We start from the raw sequence: 14,637 nt of genomic DNA on the forward strand, positions 1-14,637 counted from the left end.
GCTGACGTGACATTACTCGACGCGGGTGTGTCACCCCGGCATGTTTACCGTGGTGGAGGCATGCCGTGTCAGGGGCGCCTCCTCGGGGGATGCGCGGACAGGTGTGCCCGGCGTCGGCGACGTAACGGGGGAGTCCCGGCGCCTGGGCCGGGGACGGTTTCGGTACGGAGCCGTCCCCGGAACACCCGTTCAGGCCGTGAGGAACCGGCGGGCCGCCTCGGCATAGACCCGGGTCTTGCGGACGATGTCGTCCAGCTCCACGTACTCGTCGGCCTGGTGCGCGATCCACTTGCCGCCGGGGCCGTACACGACGGTGGGGATGCCCGCCTTCGCCGTGAGGATGGTGCCGTCCGTGGTGCCGGGCACGCCTCCGTAGACCGGCTCGTGGCCGGTGATCATCGAGTGGGCCGCCGCGAGCGCGACGACCACAGGATCGTCGAGCGGCGTGTCCACCGGTGGCCGGTTGACGCCGATCGTCACGGTCGCCGCGGTCTCCGCCTTCGCGGCCAACGCCTCGGCCAGTCCGGTCAGCCGCTCGACGAGCCGGTCATGATCAACTCCGGGTACGGTACGGACGTCGACCGCGACCGTGGCCCGGGCCGGGATCACGTTGATCTGATCAAGATCACCGCCGGTGACCACCGTCGGGGTCAGGTAGCTGGGACCGAGCAGCGGATGGGGTCCCGGCTCGGCCTGCAGCGTGTCCTGGACGTCGGCCAGCGCGCGGATGAACTCGGCCGCCGGCTGCAGTGGATTGCGGCCCTGGTCCGGCATCGCGCCGTGCGCCATCCGGCCGTCGAACTCCACCAGCACCCGGATCGCGCCCTTGGAACTGGGACAGAGCTCCTCGGCCTCCGGTTCGCAGACGATCGCGCCGTCGACGTCGGCGATCTGGCCGGAGTCGACCAGGTGATGGACGCCGATCATCAGGCCCTCCTCGTCGGCGAGCGCACAGACCTTGATCGTTCCGGGGAACGGCCCGGCCAACTGCAGGGCCCGGACGCCGAAGATCATCGCCGCGACTCCGGACTTCATGTCCGCGCTGCCGCGGCCGTACAGCCGGCCGTCGACGATCTCCGCCCCGAACGGATCCCGGGTCCATTCCGCGAGGGTGCCCTCGGTGACCACGTCCGTGTGTCCCTCGAACATCAACACCGGACCCGGCCCGCCGCCGCCCTCGATCACCGCGACCACATTGGGCCGGCCGGGCGCCGGTTCGGTGATCACCGGCTGCCAGCCGAAGCCGCGCATGGTCTCGGCCACCAGGGCCGCGGCCGGCGCCTCGGACCGGCCGTGCGCGGGGTCGTTCACGCTCTGGATCCGGACCAGCGCCTGAGTGAAGGCGATCACGCCCTCGGCGTCGATCATGATCTCGGTCATCGTCGGTCCTCCTGGGTTCCCGCAGTGATCAAGGTCGGTACGGCGGCCAGCAGCCGTTCGGTGTACGGGTGCCGCGGGTGCTCGTACACCTCCGCGGTGGCGCCCTGCTCGACGATCGCGCCGTAGTGCAGAACGGCGACCCTGTCGCAGAGCTGACGTACCACGGAAAGATCGTGGGAGACGAAGATCAACGTCAGCCGGAAGTCGCGGACCAGCTCGGTCAGCAGGTCGAGGATCTGGGCCCGGACCGACACGTCGAGCGCGCTGACCGGCTCGTCGGCGACCAACACCCGGGGCCGTGGCGACAGCGCACGGGCGATCGAGATCCGCTGTCGCTGGCCGCCGGAGAACTGGTGCGGATAGCGGCGCGCCGCCTGCTGCGGCAGCCCGACCGCCTCGAGCAGTTCGGCCACGTGTGCGTCGATCCCGGGGATGCCGAGCGACACCAGCGGCTCGGCGATGATGTCTCGGACCCGCATCCGCGGATCGAGCGAGGCCTGCGGATCCTGGAACACGATCTGCAGGTCGCGGCGCAGGAAGCCGAGCGACCGCTCGGGCCGTCCGGCGATCTCCGTCCCGTCGAACGTGATCGACCCTGCGGTCGGCCGGTCCAGCGCGGCCAGGAGCCGGAGCAGCGTCGACTTGCCGGAACCGGACTCGCCGACGATCCCGAGCCGATCACCGGCCCGCAGGGTGAGGTCGACACCGCGCAGGGCGTGCACCGGCTCGCCGGCCCGGAACGGCGACTGCCGCGGCCGCCGGAACGTCCGGCTCACCCCGCTCGCCTCGATGATCACCTCGCCGTGCCCTGAGCCTGTCGAAGGGCCAAGCCCGGTGCTGTCCTCGGATCGAAGGGGCGATGGGGCCCGCCCTTCGACAGGCTCAGGGAACGTCGGGGCTGAGGCGGCCAGCAGACGTTGGGTGTACGGATGCCGCGGCGCGGCGAAGACCTCGGCGGTTCGGCCCGACTCGACGATCTCCCCCTGGTACAGCACCAGGACCCGTTCGCAGAGTTGGGAGACGACGGCCAGGTCGTGGGTGATGAACAACAACGCGTTGCCCCGCTCGGCCTGCAGCGTCGTGATCAACTCCAGCATCGCCGCCTGCACGGTGACGTCGAGCGCCGAGGTCGGTTCGTCGCAGATCAACAGCTGCGGCCGATTGGCCAGCGCCATGGCCAGCACGACCCGTTGCCGCATCCCGCCGGACAACTGGTGCGGATAGGTCCGCGCGATCCGTGCCGGGTCGGGCAGCCGGACCTGGTCCAGCAATTCCAGCGTCGCGGCCCTGGCCGCGGCGCGGGAGGGTGCGGTGCGGTGCAGGATCATCACCTCGGCGATCTGATCACCGATCCGCATCAGCGGGTTCAGCGCCGTCATCGGCTCCTGGAAGACGATCGACGTCTCCTGCCCGCGGATCGCGGAGGCCTGCCGCTCCGGCAGCCCGATCAGGTCCCGGCCGACCCCGGCCAGCCGGATGGACCCGTGCGCCTGCAGCCCTTCCGGGAGCAGGTTCATGATCGACATCGCGGTGAGCGACTTGCCGGAGCCGGACTCGCCGATCAGGCCGACCCGCTCGCCGGGCGCGACGGTGAAGGACACGTCGTTGAGCAGGGGAGTGGCGCCCGTGGTCACGGTCAGGCCGGTGACCTCGAGCGTGGGCCCTTCGACGGGCTCAGGGCGCGGCGAGATCTTCATCGCACCTCCTCCAGACGCGGATCGAGCCAGTCCCGCAATCCGTCGCCGAGCAGGTTGAAGCCGAGGACGGCCACCGCGATCGCCAGTCCGGGGATCAGGGTCAGCCGCGGCTCGCTGAACAGCAGTTCCTGGCCCTCGGACAGCATCCGGCCCCAGGACGGCGTCGGCGGCGGCGTACCGAAGCCGAGGAACGACAGCGCCGCCTCGGCCAGGATCGCGATCGCGAACGACACCGACGCCTGCACGATGATCATGCTCGCGATGTTGGGCAGCACGTGCCGGAGCGCGATCGCCGGGCCGCGCCGACCGGCCGCCCGGGCCGCGAGCACGTACTCGGTGCGCATCACCTGCAGCGTCTGCCCACGGGCCACCCGCGCGAACGCCGGCAGGGTCGCGATGCCGATCGCGATCATGGCGGTCAGCGTGCTCGGCCCGAACACCGCGCCGAACATGATCGCCAGCAGCAGCGCCGGGAACGCGAAGATCACGTCGTTGACCCGCATCAGCAGCTCGCCCGGCCAGCGTTCGGTCATCCCCGCCGCGATCCCGACCGGAGTGCCGAGCACCGCGGCGACGCCGACCGCCACGATCCCGACGAACAAGGTCGTCCGAGCGCCGACGAGCAGCTGGCTGAACACGTCCCGGCCGAACTTGTCGGTGCCGAGCGGATAGGCCGGATCGAGCAGTGGCCGCAGCCGGGCGGTGCCGTCGACGAAGGTCGGGTCGTGCGGGGTCCAGACGAACGAGACCAGGGCGACGACCACGACCAGGCCGACCAGCACGGCACCGGCGATCAGGTTCGGTCCCGGTCGCCGGCCGGCGGCCCGGGCCGGGGGAGCGGTCGCGGTCACCGGGACCTCCGCAGCCGCGGGTCCAGCACCAGGTAGCCGACGTCGACGACGAAGTTGATCACCAGGACGGCGGCCACCAGCACGATCACGGTTCCCTGCACCAGCAGCAGATCCCGATTCGCGACGCCGTCCAGCAGCAGACTGCCGAGCCCGGGAATCGTGAACACCCGCTCGATCACGACGGCTCCGATCAGCAGCGTCGCCACCTGCAGCCCGAGCACGGTGATCACCGGGATCGCGGCGTTCCGGGTGCCGTGCCGCCAGAGCGCCCGATACGGCCCCATGCCCTTGGCCCGCGCCGTCCGCAGGTAGTCCTCCCGCAGCACGTCGAGCACGGCGGACCGGACGTAGCGGCTGAGCACGGCGCCCTGCACCAGGCCGAGCGACAGGGCCGGCAGCAGCAGGTGCCGGAGGAACCCGACCGGATCCTGGGCCGGCACCACGAACCCGCCCGACGGCAGGATCCGCAGGCTCACCGCGAACACGAACAGCAGGCCGATCCCGGCGACGAAGGCGGGTACGGCGATGCCGGCCTGGCTGACTCCGGACAGGATCAGCCCGGACACCTTGCGGTGCCGGACCGCCGCGGCGGTGCCGAGCGGGACCGCGATGATCAACGCGAAGATCAGCCCGAACAGCACCAGCCAGCAGGTCACGGCGAACCGGTCCATGATCAACGGGCCGATCGGCGTCTCGCTCACGTACGAGGTGCCGAAGTCGCCGAGGGCCAGCCCGCCGGCCCAATCGAGGTACTGCACGATCAACGGGCGGTCGGTGCCGAACCGGGCCCGCAGCGCGGCGATCGCCTCGGGTGTCGCGTTGACGCCGAGCGCGATCACCGCGGGGTCGCCCGGCAGCACCGCCATGAAGCCGAAGACGATCAACGTTGCCGCGATCAGGCTGATCAGCAGCACCGCGATCCGCTTGATCAGATAGAGGCTCACGTCTTGGACAGGCCGGTCAGGTCGAACGACTCCGAGACCACGTTCTGCGGCAGGCCCTTGACGGCTGTGGTGGCGACCATCAGGTTCGGGAACAGGAACAGGAAGTCGGCCGCCGCGTCCTCGGAGATGATCTTGGCCGCCTGCTTCATCGTCGTGACCTGTTCCTGCTCGGTGCCGGCATCGGCCTCCGCGAACAGCTTGCGTACCTCGGCGTTGTCGTAGCGCGGGTAGTACTTGGGGTTGCCGAACACGGCCGTGATGTCGCGCGGCTCGACGTGGTTGACGATCGACAGGTCGTAGTCGGCCCTGGTGAACACCTGGTCCAGCCAGCGGGCCGGGAACTCCAGCGGCTCGATGTTCGCGGTGATCCCGACCTGCTGCAGTTGGGACTTGACCACCTGGGCGGCCGCGGTGGCGTACGGCAGGTTGGCGATCCGGAACTTCACGGTGAGCTTCTCGGCCCCGGCCTCGGCGAGCAACGCCTTGGCCTTCGCCGGATCGTACGGATACAGCCCGGTCAGGTCCTCGTACCAGGGATCGCTGGGCGGCACCATGCTGCCGATCAGTTGACCGCGACCGGCCCAGGCGGTGTCCAGCAGTTCCTGGTGATTGATCGCGTACCGCACGGCGCGGCGGACCCGGACGTCGTCGAACGGCGGCCGGCTGTTGTTCAGGCTCAGCACGACCTCGCCGGTCGAGGTGCCCTCGATCACCTGGAACCGCGCCGTGTCGCCGAACTGGCCCAGCGACTCGGGGGCGACGACGGCGGAGATCACGTCGATCCCGCCGGACAGCAAGGCGTTGTTCAGCGCCGTCGCGTCCTTGAAGTAGCGCAGCACGACACGGTCGACGCCGGGCTTGGCGCCCCAGTGGTCCGGGTTGGCCTCGAGCGTGATCGAATCCCCGCGCTTCCACTCGACGAACCGGAACGGCCCGGTGCCGCACGGCTGGTTGGCAAGATCATCGACGCCGGTCCGGGAGAACATCGCGCCGACCCGGGTCGCCATCGAATAGAGCCAGGAGTTGCTCGGCTGCTTCAGCGTCACCTGGACCGAATGTTCGCCGACCTTCGTCGTCTCGGCGACGACGTCCATCTTCGCCTTGAGTGAGGTCGTCCACTCCTTGGTGACCCGATCGATGCTGAAGATCACGTCGTCGGCGGTGAACGGCCGCCCGTTCGTGAAGCGCGCGTTGTCGACCAGTTCGAAGGTGTAGTTCAGGCGGTCGTCGCTGATCGTCCACGACTTGGCCAGCAGGGGCACGATCGCGCCGTTCTGATCAAGCTTGACCAGGCCCTCGTACACGTTCACCAACAGGGCCTGCGGGATCGCGGCGCCGTCGGTGCGGGTGAAGTCGAGGTTGGCCGGTTCGGCGACGAAGCCGACGGTCAGGGTCCGGGTCGTCGGCCCGCCCGGCGTGCTGGTCGACCCCGCGGTACAGCCCGCAACGGCGGCTCCCAGACCGAGCCCGGCACCGAGCCCGAGGACGGAACGGCGAGGCAGGAACGAGACGTTCGGACGTCGACTCACGGCGAGAACCTCCTTGGTGGACACAGCATAGGGTCCACGCTTCCTCGGCGCCTCTGGTCTTGTTCTGCCGTGCTGCGTACAATCGAACAGGTGTACGAATCACCTCGGGATGAGCGAGGCTTCTGGCGGCGGGAGGCGACTCGGCTCAGGCGCACGATCGCCCGGCTGCGGGTCTGGCTCGCGCGGGTGATCGGGCGGCGGTTGCGATGATCATGCTCGGGCGTTGTCGAAGCGCCGGACCACCTCTGCCAGGGAGTCGTCGGTGCCGACGTTGCCGGCGAAGACCACGTACGGCAGCCCGGTGGCGGGACCCTCCGCCGGCTGCCAGAGCGACACGATGCCCGGCAGCAGCGTGCCGCGGATCGTCGCCCGCCGGATGCCGAGGGCCTCGGTCGCCACGTCGGAGGAGGTGATCCCGCCCTTGGCCACGACGAACGCTGGGTGTTGCCGGCCCATGATCAGCCGGACCAGGTCGACCACGGCGCGGCTGACCGTGCGCGAGATCGCGAGGCTCTGGTCCCCGTCCGTGCCGCGGCGCAGGGTCCGGCTGGTCTTGATCACCACATGCCGTTGGGCCAGACCGGTCGCGGCGCGCTCGGCCAGGTCGGCGAGGTGGGTCGGGTCGGTGCGGTCGATGATCTTGTCGACCTCCACCTCGAGCTGGTCGACGTCGGCCGTCTCGGTCAACCGGTCCAGCTGCCGGGAACTCAACGGGACATGGGATCCGACGATGATCAAGCCGCCCGGGGCGGCGGTCGCGCCGGGAGCGGGGCGCAGGCCGGGGTCGTCGATCGGAGCGGCCGGGAACTGGCCGGACCGGGACCGGACGAACGAGGGCCCGACCCGGTAGACGTAGCGCCGGCCGGCCCGTTCGGCGGCGATCAGGCCCAGGGTCAGTACGCGAAGATCATCATCGGAGACGGCATCGGTCACCACCCAGCGGACGACGTTCCCTGAGCCTGTCGAAGGGCCAGGTGCGATCCCGCCGTGCACTTCGACAAGCTCAGTGCGCTGTTGATCTGGCTCCGGGCGCGACTGTCCTGGCCCGGCCAGCCTGAGCAAGGTGGCTGCGACGCCGTCCGGCCCATCCCGACGCAGGTCGCTCACGGTGATCGTGATGACCTGATCGCGGGGGATCCGGCCGGCGGTCTTCTCCTCGACCCAGGCGGCCAGCGCGGAGCTCCGGTAGCCGAACGTCGCGTCCGTGGCGTACTCCGTCTCCCCGGCCGGGACCATCCCGTCCGCTGTCCGTACCCAGTGGACGCCGTCGACGGTGAGCCGGCCGGCATCGAGGTAGGACGGATTGATGATCACCGCGTCGATCGGCCGGCCGGCCGCCGCGGACTCCGCGGCCAGCGCTTCCGGCTCGAGCGGGAAGTGTCCGCGCAGTGTGGAGTCGCCGCGACTGGCGAAGGTGAGCTCGATGCCCTCCTCGGCGGCCACGGCCAGGCAGGCCCGGGCGACCTCCCGGTTGCGCTGCTCGGCGGCGGCAGGGTCCAAGCTGCGGGTGTTGGTCAGGACGAAGAACGCCACGGTCTGCTGGCGCAGTGCCCAGCGCAGGTCCTCCGGCGACCACCGGGTGATCACCGGCAACTCCTTGACCGTCTGGTTCCCGGTCGGGTCGTCGTCCAGGACCGCGACCCGGCGGCCGGCGGCGCAGGCCTCGGCCAGGCGTTCGGGTGTGATCCCGTACTCGGCGGGCAGCGGGGCGAGCAGGGAGGCTTCCGGCACCGGACTCGTCATGCGGTCAAGGGTTTCACCCCCGTTCCGGGGGCCGGGACCGGGATCGGGGACCCTGGTCCCGGTCGCTACCATCGACGGGTGTCCAGGAAGATCATCATCACCGGCGGGGCGGGCTTCCTCGGCCGCCGGCTGACCGAGCAGTTGCGCCGGCCCGACGCGCCGGAGTCGGCCGCAACGATCGTCTGGTACGACCAGCCGGCGGCGATCGAGGCCGCGCGGGCGACGGCTCCGGCCGGGATCGAGCTGGTCGGCGGCGACATCGCCGATCCCGCGGGCCTGGAGGCGCTGTTCGATGAACCGGAGATCGGGATCTTCCATCTGGCCTCGGTGGTCAGCGGGCAGGGCGAGCAGGACTTCGACCTGGCCCTGCGGGTCAACCTGGACGGCGCCCGGGCCCTGCTCGAGGCCTGTCGGCGGCACGGCGGGGTCCGGCTGGTGGCGACGAGCTCGGTGGCGATCTTCGGCCCGGGCAGTGGACCGGTCGGCAGCGACGCGGCGCCCCCGCGGCCCGGCACCACGTACGGGATGACCAAGGCCGTGCTGGAGCTGATGATCAACGACTACACGCGGAAGGGTTTCGTGGACGGCCGGGTGGCCCGGATCCCCACCGTGATCATCCGGCCCGGCCGGCCGAACGCGGCGGCGTCCTCGGCGGCCAGCGCGGTGTTCCGGGAGCCGCTCGCCGGCCGGCCGTACGCGGTCCCGGTGGCGCCCGAGACGCGGATGGCGGTCGGCGGTGTCGCCGGTGTCGTGGCCGGGCTGGCCGACCTGTACCGACTGCCGGGTGAGGCTCTCGGCGAGTTCCGTACCCTCACCTTCCCGAGTGTGTCGGCGACCTTCGCCGAGATGCTCGAGGTGCTGCGCCGGACCGTACCGGCCGAGGCGCTGGCGCCGGTGACGTTCGAGCCCGATCCGCAGATCCAGTCCATCGTGGACACCTGGGTGCCGCGCACCGAGGGTGACCGGGCGCTGGAGCTCGGCGTCGGCGTCGTCGATGATCTTGATGCGATCCTGCACGACTACCTGGACCGCGAGCATCCCGAACTCGTCCCCCAACGGAAGCAGAGCCAGCCGTGAAGGTGTTGTTGCCGACCAGTGTCCCGCTCGATCCCGAGCTGCCGGAGGGGGTCCAGGGCGTCGCGTACGATCCCGAGGCCGAGCTCCCGGCCGAACACGAGGACGCCGAGGTGGTCGTGCTCTGGCTCAACCCGGCTGCCCGCATGGCCGAGCTGGCGGAGCGGCTGACCAAGGTCCGGCTGGTCCAGGGCCTGATGGCCGGCACCGACGCGGTGGTCGCCGCCGGCTTCAACCCGGACGCCGCGATCGCCTCCGGCCGCGGCCTGCACGACCTGACCGTCGCCGAGCACACCGTCGCGTTGGCACTCGCCGCCGCCCGCCGGCTGGACAAGGCCCTCGACGCGCAGCGCCGCGGCACCTGGGACACAACCCTCGGCTACCGGCAGCCGCTGGACAACGCCCAGGGTCTGACCACGTTGCGCGATGCGCGGGTGACGATCTGGGGCTTCGGCAGCATCGCCAAGACTCTGGCGCCGTACCTGTCCGTGCTCGGCGCCAAGATCACCGGCGTCGCGTCCAGCGCGGGGGAGCGGGCCGGCTACCCGGTGATCGCCGCGGCCGAGGTGCACACGGTGCTGCCGGAGACCGACATCTTGATCAACATCCTGCCCGCCGTACCGGAGACCGCCAAGATCATCGGTGCCGACGTGTTCCGCGCGCTGCCGAGGACTGCCTGGCTGATCAACGTCGGCCGCGGTGCCACCGTCGACGAGGCCGCCCTGCTGACCGCCCTCACCGACGGCGAGATCGCCGGCGCCGCCCTCGACGTCACCGCCACCGAACCCCTCCCCGACGGCGACCCCCTCTGGCAGGCCCCGAACCTGATCCTCACCCCGCACACCGCCGGCGGCCGCCCCCTCGGCGCCGACGCCCTGATCCAGGAGAACGTGGCCGCCCTCCTCGCCGGCCATCCCCTGAAGAACCTCATCTGACAAGCCCGCCGACCGGTCACCAAGGCAGCGGTTCTTGCGGCGTGTCGCTGCGGAATTGACTGGTCGGTGGGTGGGTGAGGGATGGGTCGCCCGGGTCTGCCGCGGCCTCGTCGACGATCTTCGCCGGATCGCCCTCGGTCCCGGGTGACCGTGTGGAAGTCGCGGTCCGAGGGGCTGTGGAGTCGCGCTCACCGCGGGTCGGAAGTCTGCGGTCGCGGGGTGTGCGGAATTCCCGGGGTGCGCGGAAAGTCCCGGCCCGTGGGCTGTGTGGGATATCCCGGCCGCGTGTGGCAGCGCGGACTTCCGCGCTGAGGGCAGCGTCCACGGCGACCGGTCGGCCCGGCTGACGGACGCAAGGTCGGTGGTGATCTGGGCGGGCCTGTCACGATTCCTCTTCAACTCGACTGGTTCAACGTTGAAACCGACCGGAATGCTTCACCAGCAGAGGAATCGCGACAGTGTCGGTCAGGCCGCGGCCGGGTTGAGGAGGTGCCAGTGGCCCTCGGAGTGCACCTCGACGGCGCCGTCGACGACCGAGATCGCGGTCTGGTCGTCGATCGCGTACGCCGGACCGGAGATCCTCTCCGCCCAGCGGCGAGCGCTGTCCAGTGAGTTGTCCGGCCAGCCTGGGTAGTCCAGGTGCGGGAAGATCGAGAAGTCGACCAGGCCGAGGGTCTCCTCCCCGCCGCTCGGCGACGTCCAGTTGAAGAACTCCTTGCCGATCCGCGGGGTCAGCGCCATGCTGCCGGCGCTCATGCCGACCCAGACCAGCTCGGGCAGCGAGGGGAGCAGGTCGGCCAACCCGGACTCCTTCAGCCAGTAGCCCAGGTACGTCGCGTCGCCGCCGTCGACCAGGAGCACATCGGTCTCCCGGATCCAGGGCAGCCAGCGATCGGCGCCGATGGTGGGCAGCGCGGTGAGTTCGAGGACGCCGATCGACATCCAGCCCGCCTCGCACATCAGGTTGGGAGGCTGATACTCACCGGCGATGAACCGCCTGACCGACTCGGGATCGCAGCCGGGATGCCCGTACTTGGCGGTCGGGATGGCGAGAGCCCGGCACTCCTCGATCGGCTTGCCGAGCAGGCCGACGAGAGCGGCCCGGATGGTCGGATTGCTGATGCCACCGGAGGTGAGAAGCAGCTTCATGACGCGCCACCGATCTGATTGCAAAACGGAATCAGTCTGCAATCTAGCACGGCTGGATGATCATGAACCAGGCTCCAGGGTGAAGTGCCAGACCACGATGGCCGGTCCGTCGCCGGCAGCGCCGGCCGCGGCCGGGACCAGGCTCATCAGCGACCATGGCCAGTCCGCCCACGGGCCGGGACGGAGGTCGTCCCGCAGCGGGTCGTGCGGTGCGGGTTGATCGGCCTGCGTCGACGGACCGGGCGCCTCCTCGCAGTGGCGGAGCCGGAACCCGTGCGGCAGTGCGGCGCGGAGCAAGTCGCCGGCCGAGTGCCGATAGGTGGGTACCAGCCCGGGCTCTCCGTCGGGGCCCAGCGACTTCACGACCGAGCCAAGGAAGATCAACTGAGGGTGGACATCCGAGATGATCACGTGTCCGCCCGGTCGGAGTGCCCGCGCGAACTCGCGCAGCACCGGACCGAGATCGGGTACGTGGGACAAGGCCAACGCGGACGTGACGAGGTCGACGCTGCCGTCCGGCACCGGAAGTTGATCAAGAGTGCCGAGCCGGAAGTCGCCGGCCGGAACCCGAGCTCGGGCCCGTTCCAGCATTTCGGGCGACCCGTCGATGCCGATCACCTGGTGCCGGCAGGCCAGCAGTTCGGCGAACCGGCCGGTGCCGCAGGCCGCGTCGAGCGCGACGCCGGGTGCCACCGCATCGAACAGGGGTCGCACGATCGGCTCGTCGAGGTCGAACAGGCCGTTGCGCGGCTCGTCGTAACTCGCTGCCCACTGCGCGTAGCCGGTCGGACTGTCGCCGCGACCGACCCGTACGCCGGGATGCTCGGTCAGCGCCTTCTCGTCGAGCAGCCGCCGGACCTCCGCGAGCCTGGCCTCGACGAACTCCTGGTCGAAGTCCCCGGCCCAGCCGCGGAGCAGGGCGAGCCCTTCCAGTCCGAGCAGGTAGGCGAGCGGGTGCTGATAGATCACCTCGCCGAGGCTAAGGACGCCCGCGCTCTCGGCCAACCGATTATCGTCGGCCCATGGCAGCGGGGTGGGAGGTGCGGCGGCCGGTCCGGCGGGTGGAGCGGGCTCCGGGCCTGGAGGTGACGCCGGCGGTCTGGCCCGCGACGCTGGCTCCGGTCGCTCAGCTGCTCCGGGACGGACTTGATCTTGATCCGGCGACGATCCTGGTCGGCGAGAACGGGACCGGGAAGTCGACGCTGATCGAGGCGATCGCGGTCGCGTACGGGCTCTCGCCGGAGGGCGGCTCGACCGGTGCCCGGCACAGCACCCGGGTCTCCGAGTCCGGACTGTCGGGTCAGCTCCGGCTGGTCCGCGGCGCCGGGGCGACCCGGTGGGGCTACTTCCTCCGCGCCGAGACGATGCACGGCCTGTTCACGTACCTGGAGGACAACCCGGCCCAACTGCCCGAGCAACCCTTCCACGAGTTGAGCCATGGCGAGTCGTTCCTGTCCATGATCATGACCACGCGGTTCAGCGGCGGCGGCTTCTTCGTCCTGGACGAACCCGAAGCGGGACTGTCGTTCACGGCGCAGCTGACCCTGCTCGGTGTCCTCGCCGACCTGGTCGCCCACGACGACGCCCAGCTGCTGCTGGCCACCCACTCGCCGGTGATCGCCGCACTGCCGGGTGCGACGATCATGGAACTCGACGGGTCCGGGATGCACCGGCGATCTTGGTCGGAACTGGACGTGGTTGATCACTACCGCCGGTTCGTCGACCGGCCGGAGGCCTACCTGCGCCGCGTGATCGACCCTTGATCAAACTCCGGGCCGGGCCCGCGGCTCAGCAGTCGGCCCAGATCCCGTTGCTCGGGAAGTAGCCCGGGTTGCCCTCGATCGTGTGTACGGTCCCGGCGACGCCGATCTGGTACGCCAGCAACTCGGTCGTGTAGAGGCCGCGGCAGACGACCGGCTGCCACTCGCCGTCGCTGACGATCCTGCCGTCGTCGGCGGAGGTGACCTCGGCCCAGCTCTCGACCACGGTGGACTGGTCCCGGATCAGCCGCTGACCGAAGTTGGCCGTGCACGGGTGCGGCTGCCAGGCGCCGTTGTAGCCCCTGACCTGACAGCGGATCTCGATCGAGCTCCGGTAGTGCGTCGGCCGACCCTCGGTGGACCTGACGTCCACCCCGACGGTGGCCTCGACCTTGCGCCGCTCGCTGCTCCAGAGCGAGATCGTACGGACCCCGTCGGAGATGTGGTCGGGCTGGCCGAAGTCCGGCTGAGTCGCGGCACCGCGGAACTCAGATGAACCGGCGAGCAGTCCACCGAAGGCCGCCAGAACGGCGACGACGAGCAGACCGAAGAACAACTTGCGCATGCTTCCCCCAGGCGAATCCCCCGGATCGCACAGCTGCGACCCAACACCCCCCGGTGGACACAGATTAAGGCCTGATCAGGTTTTCGGCTAGATTCGCTCAGCCTTTGAGCCGATCAGGCTGCTGATCAGGCTCGGACCGACCCGGCAGCAGCCGCCGACGACCCGGGCGCCTGCCTCGATCCAGTCCCGCGCTGCCGCCGCGGTGAAGCGGATCGGACCGGTCCAGCGGCCCTCCCAGTGTTCACCGCTGTTGGGGTAGACGATCACCGGCCGGTCGGTCACCGAGCGGGCGATCGCGATCGCGCCCGGCACGTCGGCGGGGTCGCAGCAGTTGACCCCGACGGCGGCGATGCCAGGAGCCTCGGCCAGCGCGAAGGCCTCGGCCAGCGGCTGGCCGGCGCGTGTGCGCGCCCCGTCGATCGTGTACGAGAGCCAGGCCCGGACGCCGGTCTCGCCGACCAGCCCGACCAGCGCCGCCGCCTCGTCCAGGTCCGGCACGGTCTCCAGCGCGATCACATCGGCGCCGGAGTCGGCCAGCACCTCCAGCCGCGGCCGGTGCCAGGCGGTCAGCCTGGCCGTGGAGAGCCCGTAGCGGCCGCGATACTCGGATCCGTCGGCCAGCGCCGCTCCGTACGGCCCGATCGAGGCGGCGACCCAGCGTCCGGTCGGCTCGGGCAACGCGTCCCGCGCCTCGACGGCCAACCGCACGCTGCGCCGGAGCAGGTCGACCGCCTCGGCGCGATCCCGGCCGTGGCCGACGAAGCCGTCGATCGAGGCCTGGTAGCTCGCCGTGGTGGCGATCCGCGCCCCGGCCGCGAAGTAGGCGGCGTGCACGGACCGGATCGCGTCCGGGTCGTCGGCCAGCAGTCGGGCCGACCAGAGCCCGCCGCCGAGGTCGTACCCGCGGCTCTCGAGTTCGGTGGCCAGCCCGCCGTCACTGATCACGATCCCGTCCGGAGGAAACTCCACGTACGAAACCTAGTCCGTCAACCAGGGTTGACCCTCCGGAA

The 14,637-nt window shown here is 70.6% G+C and carries 13 protein-coding genes; 3 read left to right on the top strand and 10 right to left on the bottom strand.

Annotated elements, in window-relative coordinates; all coding sequences use genetic code 11:
- Positions 1-189: 189 nt before the first annotated feature.
- The 6 genes from AC6CCG_RS22975 to AC6CCG_RS23000 form a co-directional block, all read right to left on the bottom strand.
- Complete coding sequence (locus tag AC6CCG_RS22975; RefSeq protein ID WP_496657043.1) at positions 190-1,380, bottom strand: M20 family metallopeptidase; 1,191 nt, start codon at positions 1,378-1,380, stop codon at positions 190-192.
- On the bottom strand, positions 1,377-3,077 hold the full coding sequence (locus tag AC6CCG_RS22980) for a dipeptide ABC transporter ATP-binding protein (protein WP_496657044.1): 1,701 nt from the start codon (positions 3,075-3,077) through the stop codon (positions 1,377-1,379). The genes AC6CCG_RS22975 and AC6CCG_RS22980 overlap by 4 nt, the downstream gene beginning before the upstream one ends.
- Complete coding sequence (locus AC6CCG_RS22985; protein ID WP_496657045.1) at positions 3,074-3,928, bottom strand: ABC transporter permease; 855 nt, start codon at positions 3,926-3,928, stop codon at positions 3,074-3,076. Before AC6CCG_RS22985 ends, AC6CCG_RS22980 begins: the two co-directional genes overlap by 4 nt.
- Positions 3,925-4,872 (bottom strand): ABC transporter permease, encoded by a 948-nt coding sequence (locus tag AC6CCG_RS22990; protein WP_496657047.1) that lies wholly within the window; start codon positions 4,870-4,872, stop codon positions 3,925-3,927. Before AC6CCG_RS22990 ends, AC6CCG_RS22985 begins: the two co-directional genes overlap by 4 nt.
- The gene (locus AC6CCG_RS22995) at positions 4,869-6,401 is read right to left on the bottom strand and encodes an ABC transporter substrate-binding protein (RefSeq protein ID WP_496657048.1); all 1,533 of its coding nucleotides are present in this window, start codon (positions 6,399-6,401) and stop codon (positions 4,869-4,871) included. The genes AC6CCG_RS22990 and AC6CCG_RS22995 overlap by 4 nt, the downstream gene beginning before the upstream one ends.
- A gap of 210 nt (positions 6,402-6,611) precedes the next feature.
- Positions 6,612-8,144 carry a four-carbon acid sugar kinase family protein gene (locus AC6CCG_RS23000; RefSeq protein ID WP_496657049.1) on the bottom strand — a complete coding sequence of 511 codons (1,533 nt, stop codon included), beginning with the start codon at positions 8,142-8,144 and terminating at the stop codon, positions 6,612-6,614.
- A gap of 78 nt (positions 8,145-8,222) precedes the next feature.
- On the opposite strand from AC6CCG_RS23000, the gene AC6CCG_RS23005 reads away from it, so the two are divergent.
- Together AC6CCG_RS23005 and AC6CCG_RS23010 are read left to right on the top strand one after the other, a co-directional pair.
- Positions 8,223-9,221 carry an NAD-dependent epimerase/dehydratase family protein gene (locus AC6CCG_RS23005; protein WP_496657050.1) on the top strand — a complete coding sequence of 333 codons (999 nt, stop codon included), beginning with the start codon at positions 8,223-8,225 and terminating at the stop codon, positions 9,219-9,221.
- Positions 9,218-10,153 (top strand): NAD(P)-dependent oxidoreductase, encoded by a 936-nt coding sequence (locus tag AC6CCG_RS23010; RefSeq protein WP_496657051.1) that lies wholly within the window; start codon positions 9,218-9,220, stop codon positions 10,151-10,153. The genes AC6CCG_RS23005 and AC6CCG_RS23010 overlap by 4 nt, the downstream gene beginning before the upstream one ends.
- Positions 10,154-10,618: 465 nt before the next feature.
- On the opposite strand, the gene AC6CCG_RS23015 is transcribed toward AC6CCG_RS23010, so the two are convergent.
- Both AC6CCG_RS23015 and AC6CCG_RS23020 read right to left on the bottom strand, forming a co-directional pair.
- A complete protein-coding gene (locus tag AC6CCG_RS23015) occupies positions 10,619-11,302 on the bottom strand; it encodes a Type 1 glutamine amidotransferase-like domain-containing protein (protein ID WP_496657052.1) in 684 nt (227 codons plus the stop codon).
- Between the two features lie 60 nt (positions 11,303-11,362).
- Entirely contained in the window at positions 11,363-12,307 is a 945-nt protein-coding gene (locus tag AC6CCG_RS23020) for a class I SAM-dependent methyltransferase (protein WP_496657053.1), read from the bottom strand.
- A 17-nt stretch (positions 12,308-12,324) separates the two neighbouring features.
- Between AC6CCG_RS23020 and AC6CCG_RS23025 the strand changes: the two genes are divergently transcribed.
- Positions 12,325-13,065: an AAA family ATPase gene (locus tag AC6CCG_RS23025; protein WP_496657054.1), complete on the top strand. Its 741-nt coding sequence runs from the start codon at positions 12,325-12,327 to the stop codon at positions 13,063-13,065.
- Positions 13,066-13,090: 25 nt separating this feature from the next.
- Here the strand turns inward: AC6CCG_RS23025 and AC6CCG_RS23030 are convergent, their stop codons facing one another.
- The gene (locus AC6CCG_RS23030; protein WP_496657055.1) at positions 13,091-13,627 is read right to left on the bottom strand and encodes a hypothetical protein; all 537 of its coding nucleotides are present in this window, start codon (positions 13,625-13,627) and stop codon (positions 13,091-13,093) included.
- Between the two features lie 87 nt (positions 13,628-13,714).
- A complete protein-coding gene (gene mmuM / locus AC6CCG_RS23035; RefSeq protein ID WP_496657056.1) occupies positions 13,715-14,596 on the bottom strand; it encodes a homocysteine S-methyltransferase in 882 nt (293 codons plus the stop codon).
- Between the last annotated feature and the right edge of the window lie 41 nt (positions 14,597-14,637).

This window comes from Microlunatus sp. YIM B11417, from assembly GCF_059617205.1.

Bases quoted from the DNA above. Each gene is read 5' to 3' on its own strand.
- AC6CCG_RS23025 (WP_496657054.1), top strand. From the start codon at position 12,325: ATGGCAGCGGGGTGGGAGGTGCGGCGGCCGGTCCGGCGGGTGGAGCGG.
- AC6CCG_RS22980 (WP_496657044.1), bottom strand. From the start codon at position 3,077: ATGAAGATCTCGCCGCGCCCTGAGCCCGTCGAAGGGCCCACGCTCGAG.
- AC6CCG_RS23000 (WP_496657049.1), bottom strand. From the start codon at position 8,144: ATGACGAGTCCGGTGCCGGAAGCCTCCCTGCTCGCCCCGCTGCCCGCC.
- AC6CCG_RS23015 (WP_496657052.1), bottom strand. From the start codon at position 11,302: ATGAAGCTGCTTCTCACCTCCGGTGGCATCAGCAATCCGACCATCCGG.
- AC6CCG_RS22975 (WP_496657043.1), bottom strand. From the start codon at position 1,380: ATGACCGAGATCATGATCGACGCCGAGGGCGTGATCGCCTTCACTCAG.
- AC6CCG_RS23030 (WP_496657055.1), bottom strand. From the start codon at position 13,627: ATGCGCAAGTTGTTCTTCGGTCTGCTCGTCGTCGCCGTTCTGGCGGCC.